The 23,828-nt window shown below is 44.3% G+C and carries 24 protein-coding genes; 15 read left to right on the plus strand and 9 right to left on the minus strand.

Going from position 1 to position 23,828, the window contains the following annotated elements:
- Positions 1 to 17: 17 nt before the first annotated feature.
- From GVX98_RS00410 to ribBA, 8 genes are read right to left on the minus strand one after another with little or no spacing between them, the layout of a single operon-like run.
- Positions 18 to 1,388, minus strand: a complete 1,371-nt coding sequence (locus GVX98_RS00410) for a phosphomannomutase CpsG (protein ID WP_159126963.1) — start codon at positions 1,386 to 1,388, stop codon at positions 18 to 20.
- A 59-nt stretch (positions 1,389 to 1,447) separates the two neighbouring features.
- Positions 1,448 to 3,286, minus strand: a complete 1,839-nt coding sequence (gene glmS, locus GVX98_RS00415; RefSeq protein ID WP_159126964.1) for a glutamine--fructose-6-phosphate transaminase (isomerizing) — start codon at positions 3,284 to 3,286, stop codon at positions 1,448 to 1,450.
- A gap of 12 nt (positions 3,287 to 3,298) precedes the next feature.
- The gene (glmU, locus tag GVX98_RS00420; protein WP_159126965.1) at positions 3,299 to 4,663 is read right to left on the minus strand and encodes a bifunctional UDP-N-acetylglucosamine diphosphorylase/glucosamine-1-phosphate N-acetyltransferase GlmU; all 1,365 of its coding nucleotides are present in this window, start codon (positions 4,661 to 4,663) and stop codon (positions 3,299 to 3,301) included.
- A 20-nt stretch (positions 4,664 to 4,683) separates the two neighbouring features.
- The gene (locus GVX98_RS00425; RefSeq protein WP_159126966.1) at positions 4,684 to 5,205 is read right to left on the minus strand and encodes a phosphatidylglycerophosphatase A; all 522 of its coding nucleotides are present in this window, start codon (positions 5,203 to 5,205) and stop codon (positions 4,684 to 4,686) included.
- Positions 5,183 to 6,100, minus strand: a complete 918-nt coding sequence (gene thiL, locus GVX98_RS00430; protein WP_159126967.1) for a thiamine-phosphate kinase — start codon at positions 6,098 to 6,100, stop codon at positions 5,183 to 5,185. The genes GVX98_RS00425 and thiL overlap by 23 nt, the downstream gene beginning before the upstream one ends.
- A 12-nt stretch (positions 6,101 to 6,112) precedes the next feature.
- Entirely contained in the window at positions 6,113 to 6,568 is a 456-nt protein-coding gene (gene nusB / locus GVX98_RS00435; protein WP_004983920.1) for a transcription antitermination factor NusB, read from the minus strand.
- Positions 6,569 to 6,572: 4 nt separating this feature from the next.
- Positions 6,573 to 7,043, minus strand: a complete 471-nt coding sequence (ribE, locus tag GVX98_RS00440; RefSeq protein ID WP_004684294.1) for a 6,7-dimethyl-8-ribityllumazine synthase — start codon at positions 7,041 to 7,043, stop codon at positions 6,573 to 6,575.
- A gap of 18 nt (positions 7,044 to 7,061) precedes the next feature.
- A complete protein-coding gene (ribBA, locus tag GVX98_RS00445) occupies positions 7,062 to 8,177 on the minus strand; it encodes a bifunctional 3,4-dihydroxy-2-butanone-4-phosphate synthase/GTP cyclohydrolase II (RefSeq protein ID WP_159126968.1) in 1,116 nt (371 codons plus the stop codon).
- 519 nt (positions 8,178 to 8,696) lie between these two features.
- On the opposite strand from ribBA, the gene GVX98_RS00450 reads away from it, so the two are divergent.
- Positions 8,697 to 10,091: a methylenetetrahydrofolate reductase C-terminal domain-containing protein gene (locus tag GVX98_RS00450; protein ID WP_159127936.1), complete on the plus strand. Its 1,395-nt coding sequence runs from the start codon at positions 8,697 to 8,699 to the stop codon at positions 10,089 to 10,091.
- 2 nt (positions 10,092 to 10,093) lie between these two features.
- On the opposite strand, the gene GVX98_RS00455 is transcribed toward GVX98_RS00450, so the two are convergent.
- Positions 10,094 to 10,759, minus strand: coding sequence for an epoxyqueuosine reductase QueH (locus GVX98_RS00455; protein ID WP_159126969.1), 666 nt, complete (start codon positions 10,757 to 10,759; stop codon positions 10,094 to 10,096).
- A gap of 374 nt (positions 10,760 to 11,133) precedes the next feature.
- Between GVX98_RS00455 and GVX98_RS16965 the strand changes: the two genes are divergently transcribed.
- The 14 genes from GVX98_RS16965 to GVX98_RS00520 all read left to right on the plus strand — a co-directional run bounded on the left by GVX98_RS16965 (position 11,134) and on the right by GVX98_RS00520 (position 23,826).
- A complete protein-coding gene (locus tag GVX98_RS16965) occupies positions 11,134 to 11,256 on the plus strand; it encodes a hypothetical protein (RefSeq protein ID WP_004684300.1) in 123 nt (40 codons plus the stop codon).
- A gap of 694 nt (positions 11,257 to 11,950) precedes the next feature.
- Entirely contained in the window at positions 11,951 to 12,868 is a 918-nt protein-coding gene (locus GVX98_RS00460; protein ID WP_004983930.1) for a LysR family transcriptional regulator, read from the plus strand.
- Between the two features lie 144 nt (positions 12,869 to 13,012).
- Positions 13,013 to 13,633, plus strand: coding sequence for a beta-ketoacyl synthase chain length factor (locus GVX98_RS00465; protein WP_159127937.1), 621 nt, complete (start codon positions 13,013 to 13,015; stop codon positions 13,631 to 13,633).
- The gene (locus tag GVX98_RS00470; protein WP_004983936.1) at positions 13,627 to 14,439 is read left to right on the plus strand and encodes a 1-acyl-sn-glycerol-3-phosphate acyltransferase; all 813 of its coding nucleotides are present in this window, start codon (positions 13,627 to 13,629) and stop codon (positions 14,437 to 14,439) included. The genes GVX98_RS00465 and GVX98_RS00470 overlap by 7 nt, the downstream gene beginning before the upstream one ends.
- Complete coding sequence (locus tag GVX98_RS00475) at positions 14,423 to 14,683, plus strand: phosphopantetheine-binding protein (protein WP_004983939.1); 261 nt, start codon at positions 14,423 to 14,425, stop codon at positions 14,681 to 14,683. The genes GVX98_RS00470 and GVX98_RS00475 overlap by 17 nt, the downstream gene beginning before the upstream one ends.
- Before the next feature lie 9 nt (positions 14,684 to 14,692).
- The gene (locus tag GVX98_RS00480; RefSeq protein ID WP_159126970.1) at positions 14,693 to 14,941 is read left to right on the plus strand and encodes an acyl carrier protein; all 249 of its coding nucleotides are present in this window, start codon (positions 14,693 to 14,695) and stop codon (positions 14,939 to 14,941) included.
- Positions 14,938 to 15,492: a septation protein IspZ gene (locus tag GVX98_RS00485; RefSeq protein ID WP_004983943.1), complete on the plus strand. Its 555-nt coding sequence runs from the start codon at positions 14,938 to 14,940 to the stop codon at positions 15,490 to 15,492. The genes GVX98_RS00480 and GVX98_RS00485 overlap by 4 nt, the downstream gene beginning before the upstream one ends.
- 77 nt (positions 15,493 to 15,569) lie before the next feature.
- Positions 15,570 to 17,231 (plus strand): AMP-binding protein, encoded by a 1,662-nt coding sequence (locus GVX98_RS00490; protein ID WP_159126971.1) that lies wholly within the window; start codon positions 15,570 to 15,572, stop codon positions 17,229 to 17,231.
- A gap of 13 nt (positions 17,232 to 17,244) precedes the next feature.
- Complete coding sequence (locus GVX98_RS00495; RefSeq protein WP_159126972.1) at positions 17,245 to 17,979, plus strand: glycosyltransferase family 2 protein; 735 nt, start codon at positions 17,245 to 17,247, stop codon at positions 17,977 to 17,979.
- Positions 17,980 to 17,996: 17 nt separating this feature from the next.
- Positions 17,997 to 18,911 carry an acyltransferase gene (locus tag GVX98_RS00500; protein ID WP_159126973.1) on the plus strand — a complete coding sequence of 305 codons (915 nt, stop codon included), beginning with the start codon at positions 17,997 to 17,999 and terminating at the stop codon, positions 18,909 to 18,911.
- Positions 18,912 to 18,916: 5 nt separating this feature from the next.
- A complete protein-coding gene (gene hutH / locus GVX98_RS00505; protein WP_159126974.1) occupies positions 18,917 to 20,449 on the plus strand; it encodes a histidine ammonia-lyase in 1,533 nt (510 codons plus the stop codon).
- Positions 20,450 to 20,458: 9 nt separating this feature from the next.
- Entirely contained in the window at positions 20,459 to 20,878 is a 420-nt protein-coding gene (locus GVX98_RS00510; RefSeq protein WP_005090845.1) for a thioesterase family protein, read from the plus strand.
- A gap of 61 nt (positions 20,879 to 20,939) precedes the next feature.
- Positions 20,940 to 21,527: an outer membrane lipoprotein carrier protein LolA gene (locus GVX98_RS00515; protein WP_228716284.1), complete on the plus strand. Its 588-nt coding sequence runs from the start codon at positions 20,940 to 20,942 to the stop codon at positions 21,525 to 21,527.
- A complete protein-coding gene (locus tag GVX98_RS00520; RefSeq protein WP_159126976.1) occupies positions 21,502 to 23,826 on the plus strand; it encodes an MMPL family transporter in 2,325 nt (774 codons plus the stop codon). Before GVX98_RS00515 ends, GVX98_RS00520 begins: the two co-directional genes overlap by 26 nt.
- The last annotated feature ends 2 nt before the right edge of the window (positions 23,827 to 23,828 follow it).

A 23,828-nucleotide genomic window follows, 5' to 3' on the forward strand; every position in this document is an offset into this window, starting at 1 on the left:
TATTTAAAACCGAGAAATTAATCTTGAATCAACTGCGTCAATTCATCAACATAGTCTTGCATCGGCTTTGGATGTTGATCTAAACGAGTTTCAATATTTAAACGTAATAATGGTTCGGTGTTGGATGCGCGTACATTGAAACGCCAAGCACCAAAATCTAAACTTACGCCATCTGTGTGGTCAATACTTGGATTGTGATTTGCAAAGTGATCAAAAAGCTTTTGAATCGTGACTTGAGTATCTGCGACTTTGAAATTGATTTCCCCTGAGCAAGGAAACTTTTTGATCATTTTTTCAACCAATGAGGACAAAGATTGTCCCGTTTCGGACAACACAGAAATAACCAACAACCATGGAATCATTCCACTATCGCAATAAGAAAAATCGCGGAAATAATGGTGTGCAGACATTTCGCCGCCATAAACGGCATTGTGCTCACGCATTTTGTCTTTAATAAAGGAATGCCCTGATTTCGACTGAACAGGGATACCTTGATATTTCTCTACGACATCAAAGGTATTCCAAATTAGACGTGGGTCATGGACAATTTTTTCGCCTGATTGTTTGAGTAAGAAGGCTTGTGCTAAAAGACCAACAATATAATAACCTTCAATGAACTGTCCTTTTTCATCAAAAAGGAAACAGCGGTCGAAGTCACCATCCCATGCAATGCCCATATCTGCGTGATGTTCAAGCACGGCATGGCGCGTGCTATCACGATTTTCAACTAAAATTGGGTTGGGAATGCCATTGGGGAAATGACCATTTGCTTCATGGTGAATTTTAATAAATTCAACAGGGATATTTAATGCTTTGAATTTTTCTTCGATCGCATCAATGACATGACCTGCGGCGCCATTTCCTGCATTCACGACCAATTTTAATGGGCGGATTTTATCAGGATTAATATACCCCATAAGGTGTTCAATAAACTCAGGCAGAATATTATAAGGTGTGGTTGAGCCTTTTTGCGTGACTTCAGTAAATGTTCCCGATTCTGCTAAGGCTTGGATTTCCGCCAGGCCGCTATCTGCACCAATAGGGCGCGCTTGTTCACGAACCAATTTCATCCCATTGTAATCCATAGGGTTATGGCTCGCCGTAATCTCAATACCGCCTTGAACATCTAGGTGAAAGGCGCCGAAATAAACCTCTTCTGTACCTGTCATACCAAGATCAAGGACATTCACCCCAGCATCATTTAGACCCTGAATGGTGGCTTGTTTGAGACCTTCACTAGTTAAACGAATATCACAACCGATGACAACAGTTTTGGGATGATAAATTTGTCCATAGGCACGGCCAATTTTATAGGCAATTTCTTCATTCAGCTCTGTCCCGAGCTTGCCACGAATATCATAGGCTTTAAAGCAGGTAAGTTGCGACATATGCGATTCTCTATTTAGATAAAGAATAAAGGCTGGATACCCAGCCTTTATTTAAATAATTATTCTACAGTGACCGATTTAGCGAGGTTTCGAGGTTGGTCGACATCTGTGCCACGAAGGACTGCAACATGATAAGACAGCAGTTGTACAGGTACGCTATAAACAATAGGCGCCAATATTGGGCTAATGCTTGGTACATAAACCACATGCTGACGGTCTTTGGCTTTAATGCCGCTATTTTCATCGGCAAAGACAAAGAGTTCACCACCACGGGCTTGAACCTCTTCCATATTCGATTTGAGTTTATCGAGCATGTCATCTTTCGGTGCGAGAATGACCACAGGCATGTCGTTGTCGACTAAAGCGAGCGGACCATGTTTAAGTTCACCTGCGGCATAGCCTTCAGCATGGATATATGAAATCTCTTTGAGTTTCAATGCCCCTTCGAGTGCGATCGGGAAATTCGTGCCACGACCTAAGAATAAGCAGTGCTGCTTCTCTACGAAAAGTTCAGATAAACGTAAAATTTCAGGGTCATTACGTAAGGTATCTAAAATCACTTTAGGGGTATGCCAAAGTTCAGCCGTAATCTCAGCCACATGCTGTACAGAAATGCTCTTCTTAACTGTACCGATTTTTAGGACCAATAACATCAGTGCTGCAAGCTGCGTGGTAAACGCCTTGGTCGATGCTACACCAATCTCAGGACCCGCCAGTGTAAGCAAGCTATGATTGGTCTCACGTACCATAGATGATGTTGCGACATTACAAATAGTCATGGTGGTGATGTCAGCACCTTTTGCTGCAGCACGCTTTTGGGTATCACGCAGTGCGGCTAAAGTATCAGCGGTTTCACCAGACTGTGAAATGCAGACATAAAGCGTGTGATTGACAATGACAGGGCTGCGATAGCGGAATTCGCTCGCAATTTCTACTTGGCACGGTAAATCAATCAGTTGTTCAAACCAATATTTGGCAATCATCCCTGCATGGTAGCTGGTCCCACAGGCAATGATTTGGATTTGCTGAATTTTTTGGAAATCAGCGACTGCATTGGCAAGAAAATCTTCACGCAGTGCATTGCCATCTAGAGCTTGAGAAATGGTTTGTTGAATCGCTTCGGGTTGCTCATAAATTTCTTTGAGCATGTAATGCTTATATTCACCTTTAGATGCATTGCTGACGGCAGCATCTAATTCTTTGATTGGGCGCTCGACCCGTTGACCAGCGACAAAAACTTCAATGCTATTGCGGGTTAAACGAGCAATATCACCTTCTTCAAGGTAAATAAAACGATTGGTAATAGGTAGTAAAGCCAATTGATCTGAACTGATAAAGTTTTCGCCAATACCGACTCCAATGACCAAAGGTGAACCTTCACGCACGGTAATGAGTTCATCTGGATGGTCAGTATGTACGATACCCAGTGCATAAGCCCCTTTAAGCTGAGGCACGACTTGTTGCACAGCTTCCAGCAAGCTTGGAGTTGACTTTAAAGCATCCTTCACCAAGTGAGCGACCACTTCGGTATCGGTCTGTGAGGTAAATACATAGCCTAAAGCTTCAAGATCATCTTTAAGTTCTTGATAGTTTTCAATAATACCGTTATGGACTACAGCAACATCGCCTGAAATGTGCGGATGTGCATTATCTTCAGTGGGTTTGCCATGGGTTGCCCAACGTGTATGCGCAATACCCAGAGAACCTAGAATACCCGATTGATTAACGGCTTCTTCTAGATTGGATACTTTACCGACACGTCTTTCGCGTAAAACTTGACCTTGATTGACCAGCGCTAAACCAGCAGAGTCATAGCCACGATATTCAAGGCGCTTTAAACCTTCAATTAAAATATTGGTAATACTACGTTCTGCAACGCCACCGACAATACCGCACATAATCTAATCCTCTTATTTCTTCATCTTTTGTGGACGTTGATAGTTTTCTTTTTCAACTTGCTTAGAGCGTTCTACCGCTAAACTATTCTCTGCAACATCACGGGTAATGGTTGAACCTGCGCCGACGGTTGCGCCGTTGCCAATCGTGACAGGTGCAACCAATGAGCTGTTGGAACCAATAAATGCAGCATCACCAATGATGGTTTTAAATTTATTTGCACCATCATAATTACAGGTAATAGTCCCAGCACCAATGTTCGAGCCTGCACCAATTTCAGCATCACCTAAATAGGTAAAGTGATTGGCTTTTGAACCGAAGCCAATGCTGGTGTTTTTGACTTCAACGAAGTTACCAATATGCACTTCAGCCGCCAGTTTTGCACCTGGACGTAAACGAGCGAAAGGACCAATCTGCGCATCTTCACCAACCATAGCATTATCAAAGATGCTATACGGCTGAACTTTTGTACCTGCTGCGATCTTGGTATTTTTGATGATACAACCTGCACCAATTTCTACATGGTCGCCGAATTCACATTCGCCTTCAACAATCACATTGATGTCGATGCGGACGTCTTGTCCAACGGTTAAATGTCCACGAAGGTCAAAGCGACGAGGGTCAATCAAATGCACACCTTGCTGCATGAGCTTTTTGGCTTGGGCTATTTGGAATTGGCGCTCTAATGCGGCAAGCTGAATGCGATCATTGACTCCTTCAACTTCGAAGGCTTGTTCCGGCTCAACCGATGCGACTTGCATCCCATCGGCTAAGGCCATTGCAACGATATCCGTGAGGTAGTATTCACCTTGCGCATTATTATTGCTTAAGCGTGGTAACCACGCATGTAATTTGGCATTGCTGACACAGTAAATACCTGTATTAATTTCTTTAATCTGGTGCTGCTCTGTGGTCGCATCCTTATGTTCAACAATCGCCTGAATCTGACCATTCTCACGCACAATACGGCCATAACCTGTTGCATTGGCTAAAGTTAAAGTCACTAGGCCAATGCCTGTCTCGGCTGTTGCATTGAGTAATTTTTGTAGTGTGTTTTGAGAGATGCAAGGTACATCACCTGATAAAATCAGTGAGCTACCTTCCTGTGGAAGGACAGGGAGTGTCATTTGCACCGCATGGCCAGTTCCGAGTTGCTCTGCTTGTTCCACCCATTCAATCTTTTCATGAGTAAACGTTTCTTGAACTCGTGCTCCGCCGTGCCCATAAATTGTAATAATATTGGCTGCATTTAATTTTTTTGCAGTGTCGATGACATGACCAAGTAAAGGACGTCCTGCAAGTGGTTGTAGTACTTTGGGTAAAGAAGAACGCATACGTGTTCCTTTACCTGCAGCAAGAATAATAACAGTCGTTGACATGTTCTAATCCTAAAAATGGCCTAAGCCACAGTGAAATAAAAATAAATCCAAATACAAAGTGCAGCCCATAGTCCTGCAATCAGGTCATCGAGCATAATGCCAAAACCACCCTCGACTTTTTGGTCAATGACGCGAATCGGCCAAGGTTTCCATACATCAAAAACACGAAATAAAACAAAACCCAGCAGTAGCCACAGCCAATTCATTTGCCCTAAATATAGAATAGGTAAAAAGGTGATGGACTGGCCAGCAAACTCATCCCAGACAATACGTCCATCATCATGTACGCCCATCACTTTGGCGGTATGGCCGCAAATATAAATACCAATCAGAGACATGAGGAATATGGCAATAATGGTGTTGGATAAGCCAATTGCAAGCCAAATCGGGACAAACAGTAGCGCGAAGGCAGAACCAAACGTTCCAGGTGCTTTGGGCGCTAACCCTGAGCCAAACCCTACACCGCAAAACACGATGAAACGGTCATACCAAGACATCTGACGAAAGAGGATAGGGGGCTTATGCAAAGTGTTGATATCCATTAAATTGCAAGGAATGGTCTAAGCCATTTTGTTGAAAACGCAGACCACTTTCAGCATCAATTTTTCCAATCACACTGATGCTGCTATGGTTTTGTTGTTGCAAAAGTTTTTCATAATTCTGCGGGCTTATTGTAAAGCATAACTCATAGTCATCGCCACCCGCCAAAGCATATTGCCATTGTTGTTCTCCTGTTAAATCTTGTAGCGTGGTGTTGATGGGCAATTGATCAAGTTGTAGGGTCGCGCCCACATGGGATGCTTTTAAGATATGACCGAGATCTTGTGCTAAGCCATCCGACACATCAATCATACTGTGCGCTAAGCCTTTGAGTGCTTGCCCCAGTTCACAGCGTGGGGTGGGGTAGTCCAAACGTTGTTGGAGAGGGTGGCCTAAGTGTTGTAAGGCAAAAGCAGCATCGCCGACAGTACCACTGACACAAATCAAATCACCCACTTGAGCGGCAGAGCGAGTAACGGCTTGACCGATATCGACCCAGCCCAGTGCAGTCACGGAAATAGTGAGATGTGGGCTTTGGGTGGTGTCTCCACCAATTAAACTCACGCCAAATTGATCACAGCAATCATATAACCCCTGACTAAAGCCTTTGAGCCAGTCATGATCAATTTGGGGTAAGCTCAAGGCCAGTAAAATACTCTGAGGTTTCGCGCCCATTGCGGCGATATCAGATAAATTGACCGCGACAGATTTCCAGCCAATCGCATGTGGGCTGGTATCAAGCGGGAAGTGACGTCCAGCAACCAAGGTATCGGCACAAATGACCAATTGTTGCTGCGGTGGTGGTGTGAGCAAGGCTGAGTCGTCACCGACGCCTAAATCGACAGAATGAGGACTCTTACGATTAAAATAGGTATCAATGATCGAAAACTCAGCCATACAACAAATCTACTACTGTGAGTTCGCTTGTTGCTTTTCTGCTGCACGTAAAGTTGTTGCTAAACGATCTAATACACCATTGATGTATTTATGGCTGTCTGCACCGCCAAAATGTTTAGCAAGCTCGATCGCTTCGTCTAAAACCACGCGATATGGAATTTCAAGATGTTCCTTGAGTTCATATGCGCCTAAACGAAGGGTCGCAAGTTCAACGCCGTCAAGCGCAGAAACTTCGCGATCAAGCACAGGGATTAAGAGCGCATCCAATGCTTCATGATTGGCAACCACTTGGGTTAACAATTCATGATAATAGCTCAGATCCACTTTGTGCATGGCATTTTCCACACGCGTACGTGCTTCGATCTCATGGACTGGATTGTGGCTCATTTGCCATTCGTAAATTCCTTGTACAGCAAAGCGACGTGCTTTACGTTTTGCTGCATAAGTTGCTTGCAATGTTTGCGACATAGCGTTAAATAGCCTTTAACAAGTTAACCATTTCAATTGCAGTAAGAGCAGCTTCGCCGCCTTTATTACCTGCTTTTGTACCCGAGCGTTCAATCGCTTGTTCAATACTATCCGTAGTCAATACACCATTAATCACTGGAAGACCAGATTCTAGGCCAACCACGCCTAAACCTTTGGCACATTCACCTGCAACAAAGTCGAAGTGAGGTGTGCTACCACGAATCACAGCACCCAGTGCAATGATGGCATCGAAGCGTTCAGACGCCACTAATTTTTTAGCCACGACAGGAAGTTCCCACGCGCCTGGTGCATGAACAACAGTGATATTATCCTCTGATACACCATGACGTTTCAATGTATCAATTGCACCTTCTAATAGATGTTCGACAACAAAACTATTAAAACGACCCACTAAAATCGCATAACGGCCTTCGCTAGCGAGATGTAACATACCTTCAATACGGCGAATTGCCATAGCAACCTCGATGATTTTTTAAGTTGTTTGATGTGCGGTGATATATTCCACCACTTCTAAATTAAACCCAGAGAGTGCATTAAAGCGTAAAGGTGAGCTCAAAAGCTTCATCTTTTCTACGCCTAAATCACGTAAAATTTGTGCGCCCACCCCAATGGTTTGGTACTGCTGAGATAAAGCAGCATTGGATTTGGTTGGTTTTGGTGCTGTAAGGCTGTCTAGGGCTGGGCCTAAGTCTTGTAAATGACGTTGACCAATCCAAACCAAAACACCCCGATCGCTGCTTGCGATTTCTTGCAGGGCCTTGTCGAGATTCCATGCTGGCTCGCCGTCTTTTTTGTTGAGCTTGAGCAGGTCACGAACAGGGTTGAAACCATGGACACGAACGGTTGTTACACCTTCTTTCGGTTCACCTTTCACCAAAGCCAAGTGAATATCTGGATTGCCTAATTCGCGATAACGATATAAGTCAAACGTCCCATATTCGCTATCAATGCTTTGCTGATCAATGCGTTCAACCGTTTGCTCGTTGGTCATACGATAGTGAATCAGATCTGCGATGGTACCAATTTTTAAACCATGCTTTTCAGCAAAAATTTCAAGATCGGCACGACGCGCCATCGTGCCATCTTCATTGATGATTTCACAGATGACCGATGCAGGCTCTAGACCTGCTAGGCGAGATAAATCACAACCTGCTTCGGTATGACCTGCGCGGTGTAGAACGCCACCAGGCTGAGCCATCAATGGGAAAATATGTCCTGGTTGAACGATATCTGATGGTTTGGCATGTGCCGCTACTGCCGTTTGAATGGTATGCGCACGTTCTGCAGGTGAAATTCCTGTAGAAATACCTTCAGCCGCTTCAATGGAAAGCGTGAAGTTGGTGCCATGTTGTGCGCCATTGGCATCGACCATCAATGGAAGATTCAATTGTTTACAGCGATCACGGCTGAGCGTTAAGCACACCAAACCACGTGCGTGGGTGATCATAAAGTTGATGTCTTCTGCGCGAACATGGGTCGCTGCGATAACTAAATCACCTTCATTTTCACGATCTTCGTCATCCATCAGGATGACCATTTTACCTGCACGGATATCTGCAACTAGCTCTTCAACGGTATTGAGCGGCATCAACCTTCACCTTCATCGTTGTCGCCATGGACGACATATCATTTGTTTTCATTGGCACATAGTTTAAGCTTTTTTCAGGCTTTTGCCTATGTGCGAATCATTTCCTTGAGTCGTCCATTGTTATACACAGTCAGTCCCAGCTTGAAAAGATGCCTTTATTTTAAAAAGCTGAAATGTGCTTAGTCTTTAAGCGATTGAAAAGCATAAAAAAGAACAATCTTATCGAAAATAAATCAATCAGCGTAGTAAATAAGGGGTCTAGACAAATGTTGTGCTATGGGCGGCGTGTGGTTGAGCGTTGGAGTACCTTCTTTTTTGAATTTGACCATTAGGTTTAGTTTTAGCAGGGTACTGCAACTAATGAATCAGACCGGGGTGGATATTTGCGTTCACTCATCGGGTGGAGGATGAGTCAAAAAATATTGAATATGCCGTAGTGAATAATCAGACGATTCGTCATCTATTTTTGATTTGTACTATAATTCTTCTTTTTTAATCCTCTGGATTATTTCTTCTGTGATGTCCTTACTTGCTCAATATTTTGCACAGCAACAATTTTGCGTATTGGTTGAATACTTAAGCGCACACCAAGCCCAGTGGTCTGTCAAAACTGAATTTGCAGGCTTTCCTGCGGCTATGGCGCTGGCCGATCGGGTACATGCAGATGATGATGAAGCACCTTTGCAAGTCGCCAAACAGTATCCACAAGAGATTGAAAAAGTCATTCACTTTTCGGGGAAGGCACGGGATATACAAGACTTGGAGCAGTTTTTGAAGAATGCAAAAACACAGGATCAAAAGAACTTGTTGCTCTTAACTGGCGATAAATTAAAACAGCACTGCTATAGCCACGACCTAGAACCCCGAACACGTTATTTGGAGTCGGTGAATGCTGTCATGGAAGCCAAACGCCAAGGCGGTTTTCATATTGGTGTGGCGTTTAATCCGTTTAAATATGCTGAAGCGGAAAAAGAGGCGCAATATCTGAAACTGCATAAAAAGATGAAAGCAGGGGCTGATTATGTGATTACCCAATTGGGCTATGACATGGCTGCTTTACAGGATGCGCATGCATTTTTAGTGCAGCATCAGTATGCTCAGAAAATGTTAGCCTGCGTCATGCCACTGACCTTGGCACGGGCTAAGTTTATGCTGAAACATAAAGTGGCCGGCATTGTGATCACCCCGCATATGTTGCAGGTGTTGCAACAGGAAAAAGAACAGGGTTTAAGTGATCGCGTCTATGTGCGCTGCGCATTACAGATTCTAATGTGTCGACATTTGGGTTTTGCGGGGGTGCATTTATCAGCTTGCCATCAGCCTGAAGAGCAAGTGTTTCTAGAAGGCTATATTGAAGAATATCGGCACTTGAGTTTTGCTGAGTGTGAACGACTTTGGAATACGCTTTGGCAGGTGCAAACTGGTACAGAGTTTCATCCGAAGCTGGCTTATTATTCACGGCCTGCGACCTCAAGTCAGATTATTAAGTACCAACATCTGCATTTGATGCATGATGCTTTATTTGAATCTAAATTGGCCAAAGGGGTGGGGCGGTTTATTTTTAATTTCAATGTTTGGGATCGCTCGCGTGCCAAACAAGCATTACTGAAAACAGAACATTTGAGTAAACATGCGGTGGTGGGCTGTGAGAGTTGTGGTCAATGCCGTTTAGGCGAGACCTTGTATATTTGCCCTGAAACTTGTCCCAAAGGCTTGGCCAATGGGCCCTGTGGTGGAACCAGCTTAGACCGCTGTGAATTTGGTGACCGGGAATGCATTCATTCAGTCAAAGCACGCTTAGCCAAAGCCGTTGGACAAACCAAGATCTTAAAAGAAAAGCTGATTCCGACCGTGTCGATTGCGGTGCGTGGAACCAGCTCTTGGAAAAATTGGTATGTGGAGGCTGCTGGCTGAAATCAGCTGTCCTGATCCATGGCATTGGAATAGAACTTTTGTCCGAGTTTGATGCGTTCACGGCCTTGGCTCATGCGCCAGCGGTTGCTATCTCGCAGTGAGTATACGCAGCCACAGTACTCTTGTTGATAAAATTCTTCACGTTTGCTGATGTCCAGCATGCGTACCGCACCGCCATGTTTGCGCCAGTTGTAGTCCCAGTAGTGAATGCCTGCATAATGTGAAGCAGAACGGTGGCCGCACTCATTGATCTGCTGCATATTCTTCCAACGGGAAATGCCGAGAGAGCTGCTGATTAGGCTAAAGCCGTGTTCTGCTGCATATAATGCTGTACGTTCAAAACGCATATCAAAACACATGGTACAACGGATCCCTTTCTCTGGTTCATTTTCCATACCTTTGGCACGTGCAAACCAGTTATCTGTGTCGTAATCACAGTCAATAAATGGAATGTGATGTTTTTCTGCGAAGCGAATATTTTCTTCTTTACGAATCAAGTACTCCTTTACAGGATGAATATTGGGGTTATAGAAAAAGATAGAAAAATCGATACCCGATTCAATCAGGGTTTCCATGACTTCACCTGAGCAAGGCGCACAGCAGGAATGCAAGAGCAGTTTGTCATGACCTGTGGGGAGGGTAAGTTTCTGACGTTCGAGCTTCGACATATTGAATGATTTTTATCTATTTAAACCAGACAGTTTAAAACGTCTAACGAGCGGATCAACGGCGATTGGATGAAGAATTCTCAGGATGAGCTGATGAATTTTCATGATTAAAATCGACTTTGGTAGATGATGAAGGTCTGCTTTGAGCGCTGTAGATGAGTAGAGAGAACATTTGAGAGGCCCAAACTTGCATAATGGAGCGAGATTCGTCATCATTTACCCAAAGGGTGTTTAACAGTTGTGTTAGATAGGTATTCGTTGAAGGCGGGCCACTTCAACAGCATGAAAGAGAGTATCTAGCTGTGCTTCATTTTTTTACTACGCCTTCCAATAAGGAATTGGAGTGTCGTCATAATTTTCAGTATGAGACCGATATGCGTTTGATCCAACGCTGTAAATTTCTTGAAGATCAAGATGAGAAAAAAGCCATTCAACATCTTTTAAAAGAACGGGGTTATACCAAAGCTGAGATTTTAAAGCTCACCATTGATGGTTAAATCTAAGATTTAAAAAAAGCTTCCTAGTCGGAAGCTTTTTTGTTTTTACTGTTCTGTTTGGCTTCTCACCAGTTTGAGAGACAAACGACTTTCTATTCGATATTTACATAATGCTTCACGTGGAACATAAAAAAGCCCGAAGACTAGGGTTGTGAGAAGTTCTGCTGTCAGCACGTTATGCTTTTTCAGCGCTTTAGCCACTCAATTTGGATAGAAGATCAGAATCATCAGTTCTCAATATTTGAACTGAATTTAACTCAGGTAAAAGAGCATGCTGCTTGCTGTCAAATGATTTCGTTATATCAAAGTAGACATATCACAAGAGTTCGATGCATAGCCACGAGTTAAGTAGGACAGTTGGTGGGCTGAATTCGGTCGTTGTACCTCTCAAAAACTGAAGGAATCGCGATTCAACCTAGGCATGATAAAGAGATAGTCTTAAAAGTCATCAATAGTTATAAAAGAAAGCCTTACTTCCATTGGTGCTCATGCACGGATCATGAAGATTATGAATTTAAATGCTTAAATTTTTCATATTCTGTAAATGGGGCGAATATTTTCGTTGTAGATCATAAATATTAAAGTGAAATAAACTAATTAAGTATAAACTAAGGTGAGAAAAAATAATCAAATGTCACTTTTATAGGTTAAGCTATATCGTATTCATCAAGATTAAAGAATTGGGCTGCGCCAGATGTTAGAACTCCGCCATTTAAAAACCTTAACCGCTTTAAGAGAGCATGGCTCATTGGTGGCTGCTGCGGGAGACCTATGCTTAACACCTTCAGCTTTGTCGCACCAGTTGCGTGAGTTAGATCAGTGGTTTGGGGTAGAGGTGGTGAACCGTCGTAGCCGTCCAGTTAGCTTTTCTAATGTGGGACAGCGTTTATTAAAACTGGCTGATGAAGTATTACCGCAGGTACAAATTGCACAAAGCGACATTACCCGTATTGTGCATGGTCAAACTGGACGCATTACTTTTTCCTCAGAGTGTCATAGCTGTTTCGATTGGTTAATGCCGTTGTTAAATCAATATCGCCAACAATATCCAGATGTTGATCTGGACTTCGCTTCAGGTTTTGAGGCCAATCCGCATGAGTTATTGCAGACAGGTGAATTTGATTTATTGATTACGGCCGACCCGATTGCGTTAAAAGGGGTGGAATATTTCCCGATTTTTGAGTACGAATCGCGTTTGGTTTTATCCAACACCCATCCTTTGGTTCGTGCTAAAGATATTACCGTGCAAGAACTTGCAGAAGAAACCTTGGTGACCTATCCAGTGGATAAGCACCGTTTAGATATTATGTCGCGTCTCTTTATTCCGGCCAATATCCTGCCGAAACAGATCCGCACCACCGACCTCACCCAAATGCTGATTCAGCTGGTGGCAAGTGGGCGTGGCATTGGGGCATTACCCGATTGGGTGGTGAACGAATATGAACAAAAGGGTTGGGTGACTTCGCGTCGTTTGGACTGCGTAGCGCCTGAAGGTTTGCGTCGCACCCTCTATGCAGGCTATCGTACTGAGGAAAAAGAGAAGGATTATTTCGAAGGCTTTTTAAAACAATTGGATAAATTTGCCAAGAAAAGAACGCAATATTACCTTTAGTCGCTCTTGTTTTAAGGGGGAGGATCAGGGTAGCTGTATCCTCCTTTTTTGAACCCGTCAGCGCTTGTTATTTTTTGTGAAAAATGTGGCTCAGTGCTATAATTGCGCGCCTGATAATTTGTCAACTTTTAAACACTGATCATGATGATGCAACTCCACGTATCCCGCTTGAATATGAGCTTGGTTGATCAAGAATTATCAGCTATAGAGTACATTCCTGCGATGCAACGCCGACGCTTATCGCGTCTTGCAAAGCTGGCTTTGAATAGCGCAATGCAGACTTTAGACACCCACAATGTTGATTATATTGTTTGGGTGTCGCAATATGGCGATGAAGCAAAAACACTAAATATTTTAGAAGATGTGTTAAGCGAGCAAACCCCTTCACCGACTCAATTTTCAACCTCGGTCCATAATGCAATTTCAGGCTTATATTCTATTTTATGTCAGGATGCGACACCTGCGACCAGTTTGGCGGGTTCGTGGAATGATGGTCTAATTGAAGCCTATGCGTGGTTAAAAACAAGGCCAGAAGCTCGTCAGGTTTTGCTGGTGTATTATGATGAAGCCTTGCCAGACATATATATCGAGCATCAACCATTTGCTGCTTTTGCGATGGCAGCGATGATTTCATTAGCGCCTGCAAATTTGATGTTGATGCCAAAGCATACAGATTCAACGCCAGCCTATCAGCAGGCTTTAGCATTTAACACGTTTTGGACTAATCCTGATCAAACTGAATCTGAAGCGTGGACGAAATGCTGAACTTAAACCGAATCAAGCAAAAAGCCAACTATGTCTGGCGCGTTGGAGCGACAGGATTTAGCTTTGCCAGCTTTGGCTTAGGCGGCGTGGCGATTGGTGGTTTGATTGCACCTCTGGTCAAGCTGAGCTCAGCAGACCTTGAGCTTCGCAAGCAGCGCACTCAAAAGGTGATTAAGCACAGTTTTAAAGGTTTCACCGAAATGATGGTGAAACTGGGCATCATGACCTATACAGTTGAAGGCTTAGACAAACTACAGCACAGCCAGCAGGAGTTGGTGATTGCCAATCATCCGACACTGATTGACGTGGTGGTTTTAATTGGTTTAATGGAACAAGCAAACTGCGTGGTTAAGCAGGCGCTGTGGTCGAATCCATTTACCAAAGGTCCTGTGCAAAGTGCGGGTTATATTTTAAATGCAGGTTCCGAACAATTTATTCAGGACTGCGTACAAAAATTACAGCAAGATCATGCGGCGTCCTTATTGATCTTTCCTGAAGGGACGCGGACAGCAAAAGGTGAGCAGCTAAACGACTTTCAGCGTGGTGCGGCCAATATTGCCCTGCGTGCAGGTGTGCCGATTCGCCCCGTGCTGATTAGCTGCACACCATCAACCCTGACCAAAAATGAAAAGTGGTATCACATTCCAGAACAGCCTTTTCATATCCATGTAAAAGTGTTGGATGCGATCCGAGTGGAAGACGTATTGGATGATGTAACGGTCAATCCCAAAAATGTGCGTCAATTAAATCAACAATTACAGTGGTTTTTTAACCAAGAGTTATCCCTAAATGAGCAATCTTGCTGATGAATTAAAGCAAATGATTATTGATGTCCTCGCCCTTGAAGACATCCGTATTGAAGACATTGATACAGACGCACCTTTGTTTGGTGATGGTCTGGGTTTGGACTCGATTGATGCTTTAGAACTGGGTTTGGCATTGAAAAAGCGTTATGGCATTCATCTGAATGCAGAGTCAGCAGATACCAAAGAATATTTTAAATCAATTCAAAGTTTAGTGGCTTTGGTTGAAGCACAGAAAACAGCATAAGAGGTTGCTATGCTTGCACAAGAAACCGTGTTAGAAAAATTACGTGAGTGGATGGAAGAGCTGTTTGAAATTGCGCCTGAAGAGGTGCAGTTAGAATCAAACTTAGCTTCAGACCTTGATGTCGACAGTATTGATGCCATTGATTTAGTTGTTAAAATTAAAGAGCTGACAGGCAAACAAGTCAATCCTGAAGACTTTAAAAATGTGCGTACCGTGCAAGATGTGGTGGTCGTGATTCAGAATATGTCGGCTGCATGAACAATATTTTAAAAGGGATAGCAGGGGTCGGATTGATCCTCTATCCTTTTTTTGTAGCTTATGCTTTAGCACATGGACAGTATGTCTGGGTCAGTGCGGTATTGATTGCACTGGGCGTCTTGCGTCTATTCAGTAGGGGCAATGCCCTGCTGTGGCCATTGACAGGTTTTGCCATTTTATGTGGCGGGCTGAGTTTGATTTTAAAAGATCATGCGTGGCTTAAACTCTATCCTGTCTTTATGAGTCTCGGGGCGCTGTTTATTTTTGCCAGCACCTTGATTCGACCGCCTTCGATGATTGAACGTTTTGCACGTTTGGCAGAGCCTAATTTGCCCGAAGAAGGGGTAGAATGGACCCGTCAAGTCACCAAAGTTTGGTGTGGGTTTTTCTGCATCAATGCGATCATTGCCTTGATCACCGTTTTCTTTGCACCGATGAAGATTTGGGTGCTGTATAACGGCTTGATCTCTTATATTTTGATGGGTGGGTTGTTGCTGGGTGAATTTGTGTTGCGCAAACGCCAGCAGCGACTGCATCAAGTACAGAAATAACAGCATTTCCGTCAGGGCAGCTGAAAAAGTGGCCTCGAACTATAGCGATTAGAAATACGGTTTTAAAAACAAATTTTATGTCTTGTCATTTTCAACATCATCTCCATTCATTGCGTCCCCTGTGTATTCAGGCGGACTCAAGTTTCATTTCCTTTCACACTTTTTGGTTGGATGTGGCTGAACAGGCTGCGCAAATTCAGCCGTTGGAACAGCCTGTATGGGCGCTTTGGCAAGAAGACAGTTACGAGTTTTTAGTGTTGTTGTTTGCAGCCTTGCAAGCAGGCAAGCAAGTGCTATTGCCGCCGCATCGGGTCAGCGACTTAGAAAAAGAATTGGCTGGGCAGCAGATTTATTTTTTAAAACGTTTGCCGTCGACAGTAGCGTCAACCTTCGAGCTTCAATTTGATGCCGCCTTTTTCAATCAGGCGCAGCTGTATTTTTATACTTCGGGTTCAACTGGGCAGCCGAAAAAGATTCCCCGCACTTTGCAACAGTTGTTCAATGAAGTCTGTGGTTTGGAAGCCAGTTTTGATTTACCTGAGCAGGCGGTAGCCATTGCCACGGTGAGCCATCAACATATTTATGGTTTGTTGTTTAAGCTGTTGTGGCCCTTAGCCAGTGGGCGCAGTTTCTATCAAAAACAACTGGCTTTTCCTGAGGATGTGGTCGATCTTCAAAAGAAAATTGCCCATGTGCAGCTGCCCAATTATGTAATTTCCAGTCCTGCTTTGCTGAAGCGCTGGACCACAGATGTGGTATTGCAAGACTGCCATAGGGTCTATTCCTCTGGTGGAAAGTTGGATGCAGGCGTGCGTCCTTTGCTGAACTGTCCGATTACGGAAGTGTTTGGTAGTTCTGAAACAGGCGGGATCGCCCACCGTCAGGCAGATGATGCGCTATGGACCCCCTTTGCCAATGTCGAAATTAACTGCGCCGAGCAGCAAGAGTTAGCCGTTAAAACCAACCATGCCTTTAGCGCGGATTGGATTTTAACTGGGGATAAAGTGCAGGTTGCAGATGTACAGAATCCTAAAAGTCCGTTTCAGTTATTGGGACGTTTGGATCGCATTGTCAAACTCGAAGAAAAGCGTTTAAGTCTCGATGCCATTGAAGCGAAAATTGCTGAGTTGGTCGAAATACAGCAGTGCCATGTTTTAATTCATGAAAAAGAACAACGTCAGATTTTGGCAGTGGTGGTTGTACTGACCGAGGATGCAAGGGGGTTGCTCATCGAAAAGGGCAAAGCTGCATTTACTGCACAACTGAAAAAACAACTACAACAGAAGTTGGAAAGTATCGCAATTCCGCGGCAGTGGCGGTTTTTAACGCAAATGCCACAAAATGCACAATCGAAGTTGAATAAACAGTATTTAAAATCGCTCTTTCAGCCGATGAGCTTGCCTGTGGTGTTGATGCAGCAATCTCACGATACGCAGATCAGTTATGCTTTAGAATTTATTCCAGAGTTGGAGTGTTTTAAAGGACATTTCCCGAACTTTCCAATTTACCCTGGTGTAGGCCAAATAGGATTTATCCAGCATTTTGCCAAACAAAACTGGGCGGATTTACTGTGGTGTAATGGTTTTGAGCAGTTAAAATTTCAAGGGCTGATCCAACCCTATCAAACGGTAGAACTTGTGCTCAGTCGTAAAGCACATAAGATCAGTTTTGAGCTAAAAAACGATGACAAAATATTGGCATCAGGACGTTTGCTATTTGCTATCCCTTCAGACGTTTAAGCCGAGAGACAAAATGAAACACTGCTTTGTGATTCCTGTGTATAACCATCCGCATTATTTGGCTGCGTTATTGTCACATTTAAGCCCTTTTGAGTTACCGATTATTATGGTGAATGATGGCAGTGATGCTGCTTGTACGGCGGTGTTACATCAACTCGCGCATGACTACGCAATGGTTGATTTGGTTGAACATACCCACAATCAGGGCAAGGGGCAGGCAGTGATTACGGGCCTCAAGCATGCGTTTGAATCTGGTTATAGTCATGCCTTGCAACTGGATGCCGATGGACAACATGATTGGCAGGATGTGCAACGCTTTTTAGACACATCTATCCAGCATCCCGAAGCCATGATTATTGGTCAGCCGATCTTTGATGCGACTGTTCCAAAAAAACGTCTCTATGGCCGCTATGCAACGCACATTTGGGTGTGGATTAATAGTCTATCTTTTGACATTAAAGACAGCATGTGTGGCTTTCGTGTTTATCCTTTAGCGCAGACAGTGAACATTTTAAATACAGCCAAGTTTCAACCGCGTATGGGCTTTGACTCTGAAATTTTGGTGCGTTTGAAATGGGATAATGTGCCGTTTATCAATCTGCCCACGCATGTGATTTACCCTGAAGGCGGCATTTCACATTTCGATGTTTGGCGTGACAATCTGGGTATGGCGCGCGCGCATAGCCGCTTATTGGGTGGCATGCTGCTGCGTTTCCCCAAACTGATTTATCAGAAAGTCAAAGGCTAAGGCGGTCAAAGAAGCATATGCAGAAATGGAGCGCCGTGAAAGAGCGGGGCGGGATGTTGCCGCTGATGCTGATGCTGGGTTTTTACCGTTTGGGTGGGCGCTGGCTGTGCCGAGTCGTATTGTACTTTGTGATTTTATGGTACTGGCTTTTTTCCAATACCGCGCGTCAGGCTTCCCTGTTGTACTTAAAAAAACTGCATCATTTTGCAGGTGTGCAGTCGCCGTTTCAAGCTGAGCCGCAGCTTTGGCACAGCTATACGCATTTGATGCAATTTGGCGAATGTATTTTAGATAAAATTGAGGGTTGGCTTGGGCATATTCCTGAGCAGAACTTAAAGCTACATGGTCATGCACACTTTCGTTCGCACTATCAAAAAGGCGCGATCATTGTGGTGTCACACTTTGGCAATATTGAATTACTGCGTGCAATTAAAGCTGAGCATTCGCAGAAAATTAATGTGTTGGTGTATCAAAAACATGCCACCAAGTTCAATGAATTTTTAAAAAAACTGAATGAACATGCTGATGTCAATTTGGTTTCGGTGGATGAGTTGGGAATAGAAACAGCACTGATTTTACAGGATAAGTTGGATCAAGGTGAATGGGTGATTGTGGCAGCAGATCGCGTACCTGTGCAGTCGGATCGGGTACAATCAGTTGCCTTTTTAGGCGAGCAGGCACTATGGCCGCAAGGCGCTTGGATTCTGGCCAGTTTATTAAAAGCCCCAGTGTTGGCGGTGTTTTGCTATCGAGTTGATACACATTTTGAAGTGCATATTCATAAAGTTGCGGAGCAGTTAAATTGGCCACGGAAAGAGCGTTTACAGGCCATGCAACAAACCACGCGACAGTATGTGGAACTGTTGGAGCAGCATTGCATACGCGCGCCTTATCAATGGTTTAATTTTTATAATTTTTGGAATAAAGGATAAGTCTTGTGTTAATTGTTGGGGAAACTCCGCTCAGTATTGAAGATGTTGTAGCTGTAGCACGTAAAGAAAAACAGGTGGCATTGCCTAACTCTGCTGAATGGACAGCATTGATTCAACGTGGCGCAGATTTCCTCGATCAGCTGTTGCAAGACGAAGGCGTCATTTATGGCGTGACTACGGGTTATGGCGATTCGTGCTTAGTCGAAATTCCAGCACACCAAGTGCATGAGCTGCCACTACATTTGTCTCGTTTTCATGGCTGTGGCATGGGGCAAAACTTAGACCTGATTACAGCGCGAGCTGTGGTGGTGGTGCGCTTATGTTCTTTGGCACGCGGTTATTCGGGTGTTTCGCATGCCTTGTTGCAGCGTTTGGTCTGGATGCTGAATGAAGATGTCATTCCTGTGATTCCCTCAGAAGGTTCGGTGGGTGCCAGTGGGGATTTGACACCTTTGTCTTATATCGCGGGGGCCTTGGTCGGTGAGCGCGATGTGTACTATCAAGGTCAGATCGTACCGATTGCACAAGTGTATGCTGAAAAAGGTGTGCAGCCGTTGGTGATGCGTCCTAAAGAAGGCTTGGCCCTAATGAATGGTACAGCGGTCATGACCGCGATTGCTTGCCTGAACTATAAAAAAGCAGAACAGATTTCTTTTGCCGGTACTTTGATTACTGCACTGAATGTTTTGGCCTTAGAGGGCAATCCAAGCCATTTTGATGAAGTCTTGTTTGCGCAGAAACCACATCTAGGACAGCAACATATTGCAGCTCAGTTACGCGAATGGTTAAACAGTGAGGTACAGACCGAGCACCAAAGTTCGCGTCTGCAAGACCGTTATTCACTGCGCTGTGCGCCACATGTAATTGGAGTGTTTGAAGACTCCAAACTGTGGTTGCGTCAGTTTATTGAAAATGAGCTGAATTCAAGTAATGACAATCCATTGATTGACCCAGTGAACCTGCGGGTACTGCATGGCGGACATTTCTATGGCGGACATATTGCCCAAGCCATGGACAGCCTGAAAATCATGATTGCCAATATTGCCGATTTGATGGATCGTCAATTGGCGCAGTTGGTGGATTATAAAATGAATAATGGTTTGCCGCGCAATTTAACTGGTTCAAGTGCTGAACGTTTACCACTGAATCATGGCTTTAAAGCAGTGCAAATCGGGGTTTCGGCATGGACAGCAGAAGCTTTGAAACAGACACTCGCGGCATCGATTTTCTCACGCTCAACTGAATGTCATAATCAAGACAAAGTCAGCATGGGCACCATTGCTGCGCGTGATGCCAGCCGAGTGATTACTCTGACCGAACAAGTGATTGCGGCACTCAGCTGTTCAGCGGTTCAGGCGGTCAAACTCAAAGGTGTAGATACAGAACTCAGCCCTGTTTTAACAGCATTTCAACACTGGGTGCTTCAGAGCTTCACCTATGTAGAGGAAGATCGTCCTTTGCAACATGAACTTCAGGCATTGGTCAATCGCTTTGAAGATTTAGAACTGTTAGACAGCATTGCTGTTCAATATTCATAGGAAATGAGCATGTATGCTGATGTAATTATTGAAGTGCCCTTTCATGATGTCGATACCATGCATGTGGTGTGGCACGGTCATTATTTAAAATATTTTGAAATTGCACGATGCAAACTGTTAGATCAATTTCACTATAACTATAACCAGATGCGTGACTCAGGCTATGCATGGCCTGTGATTGAAAGCTATGTGCGTTATGTGCAGGGCATTGAGTTTGAGCAAAAAATTCGTGTGCGTGCTGTTTTGAAAGAATGGGAAAATCGTTTGAAAATTGAATATCTGATTTTCGATGCGGTTTCAGGCAGAAAGTTGACCAAGGGCTTTACTTCGCAAGTGGCGGTACACATTGAAAAACGTGAAATGTGCTTCCAGTCACCACAGGTGTTGTTGGACTGTTTAAATGCATGGCCTGAGTTTAAAGCGGAGTAATGCAAACATGATTCGATACAAATTCTTTAAGACGATTTTCGTTGCGTGTGTAGCCAGTGTGATGACTTTGCTTGCTCCTACAGTGAATGCACAAAATACTGAATTGAAGCAGGTGTTTGCTCAACTCGGTGCAACGCCTGTGGTGCGTGCCCAATTTGAGCAGCAGAAAAAATTGGCAGCTCTGAATAAAACTTATGTGTCTAAAGGCACGGTGCTGTTCAGCAAAAACCAAGGGGTGCTGTGGCAGATTCAAAGTCCCGTCAAAGCAGATTTGGTGGTGACACCGCGAAAGTTGATACAAAAGACGCAGCGTACTTCTAGTCAAATTGAAGTCGACAAAACTCCATATGGCTCTGTTGCAACGATGTTTTTACAATTGATGTCGGGCAATGAAGCGGCGCTCGCTAAAAACTTCAACGTGGTGTCTGCCAATTATAGTCCAACGCAGTGGAATGTCAGTTTGACACCGAAAAGTGGTCTATTTAAAAAGCTTTTTGTTCAAGTTGATGCGCAAGGTCAGCGTTATGTGGACCGTATCACGATTTTGGAACAGGCCAATAACCGCACCGTCATTCGTTTTAGTCAGCAAACGGCTCAACCTCAAACTTTAACGGCTGCGGAAAATGCGCTTTTCCAATTGGCAAAATAAGTTTAGCGCCCTTTGGTTACTGATTTTGTGTGTCATTGCTTTGGCACTGGGCGCGGCTTGGCTGAATAAAGGTATCAAGATTGAAACCAATATCTTTGCTTTGCTGCCTGAGGCTCATCAAGATGCTCATCTGGAACAAGCACAGCAATATGTGAGTCAGCAGTTAAATGATAAAGTTTTTGTGGTGTTGGATGCCAAAACGGATCAGCAATTAGAACAGGCAACACGAGCACTTAAAACCCAAGCTAATCAAAGTCAACTGTTTTTACCTGTTCGTCCACAGCTTGATCCCGATCAATTTGCCCAAGCGCTGTATCAGCACAAAGCAGGGCTATTATCCAAGACTGATCAGCAGCTTGTGCAGGGGCAGGACTATGCTGCGTTGATGGAGCAGAGCTTATTACAACTGATGAGTCCGGGCATGCCAATCACGGCTGAAATGCTCAAGCAAGATCCTTTACTGCTGTTTCCGCGTTATGCAGTCGGTTTAAGTGCCTTACAAAGCAATGCCGATATCAATTTAGAGCAGGGCTTCGCCACAATTCGTGATGAGCAGGGTATCTCTCGTTTGATGGTACTTCAGCTCAACAACAGTCCCTATAACATTGCCTACCAAGAGCAGACCGCTGCATTTATTCAACATATCAATTCGCAGTTTAGCCAGTTGCAGGTCAAACCGCACTGGACAGGTACGCTGCTGTTTGCACAGTTCGGCACTAACTCTGCAAAAGAGGAAATCTCGACCATTGGTGTAGGTTCGACCATCGGAATTTTACTGCTGGTTTGGTTTGGCTTCCGTTCGATACGACCGATGCTGACGGAAATGGTCGCGGTCGGCACAGGCAGCTTGGTGGCCTTTGCGGTGACGTATTGGGTTTTCGGTGAAATTCACCTGATGACACTGGTCTTTGGCGCCAGTCTGATAGGGGTCTGTGTCGATTTTTCATTTTACTTTATGGCTATGCAGTCTCAGCACCGACAGGTGGATGGATTTGCTGTTTTAAAACCATTGCTGCCGAGTCTATTTGTGGGGCTGATGACCACGCTGTTGGCCTATGTGGTGCTGAGTTTTACCCCATTTCCAGGCTTTAAACAGATTGCGGTTTTTTCTATGGTTGGCCTGAGTGCCGCATGGGTGACCAGTATTTTACTGCTACCACGTTTGCCTGCGCTGAATGCGGAACCTGCGATACGTGCTTTGGGCTTTATTGGCAAAGCACGCAGTTATGTGCAGAGTCGAAATACACTGCGTTATGGCATGATTGCAATGATTCTACTGGTGACAGGCAGCAGCCTCGCCTTCCTGAAAAGCAATGATGACATTCGCAATTTGCAAAGTATGGATGCCGCCTTAAAGCAGGAAGATCAATATATTCGTTCGCGTTTTATGCAACAGCAAAGCAGTGAATACTTTGTGGTACAGGGCAGAACCCCAGCAGAGTTAGAGCAACGTGAACAGCAACTGTTGGCAGAGCTTGCGCCCTTGCAGCAGGCTGGCAAGCTAGATGCTGTACAAGCTTTAGGGCAGTGGATTCCATCGCTTGAGCAGCAAAAACAGAATGTTGCGATGTTACAGGCGATTCCTCCGCCGGCTTTAGTGGAATATGCGCAAGCGTTACAGCTCAATGCAGCGGATGTTTTAAACTGGCAAGCGCATTTAAAAGACCAACCGTTATTGACCGAAGCAGTCTTTAAAGACCATCCCTTGCATTTTTTGCAGATGAGTCCGACACAACGTTTAGTGATGCTGCAAAATGTGCATGATGTACATGCCGTACAGCAGCTTGAGAATGCTGATGTACAGCTGTTACGTCCAGTTCATCAACTGTCTGAATTGTTTAAGCAACATCGTGAGCAGGCACAGTGGCTATTGCTCAGCGCTTTGCTGATTTTAGCCATTGGCTTAGGGGCATTTTATGGCAAAAAATCCATTCTGCCTTTGGTGTTGCCTGTCAGCATGGCCTTAATGACCACTTTTGCGATTCAAGCCTGGTTGGGTGTCGAGATTAATTTATTCAGCATTATGGGTACTTTCTTGATCATTGGAATTGGGGTGGACTATGCGATTTTCTACCGTCACGGACATGATCACCCGCAGGTGGTGGGTATGGCTCTGTTCCTGTGCATGATGTCGACGTTCTTTGGCTTTGGTTTGCTGTCCTTTAGTCATACCTACGCCATTCACAGTTTCGGCTTAACGGTGTTGCTGGGCGTTATTTTTTCATTTATTTATGCCACACTTTTTACATCCTCCGATGCAAAACATGTGGTGGTTCAACAATATCAGCCAAAGAGCTGAGT

Origin of the sequence: Acinetobacter sp. 8I-beige, from assembly GCF_902505955.1 — a bacterium.
Lineage (GTDB): Bacteria > Pseudomonadota > Gammaproteobacteria > Pseudomonadales > Moraxellaceae > Acinetobacter > Acinetobacter johnsonii.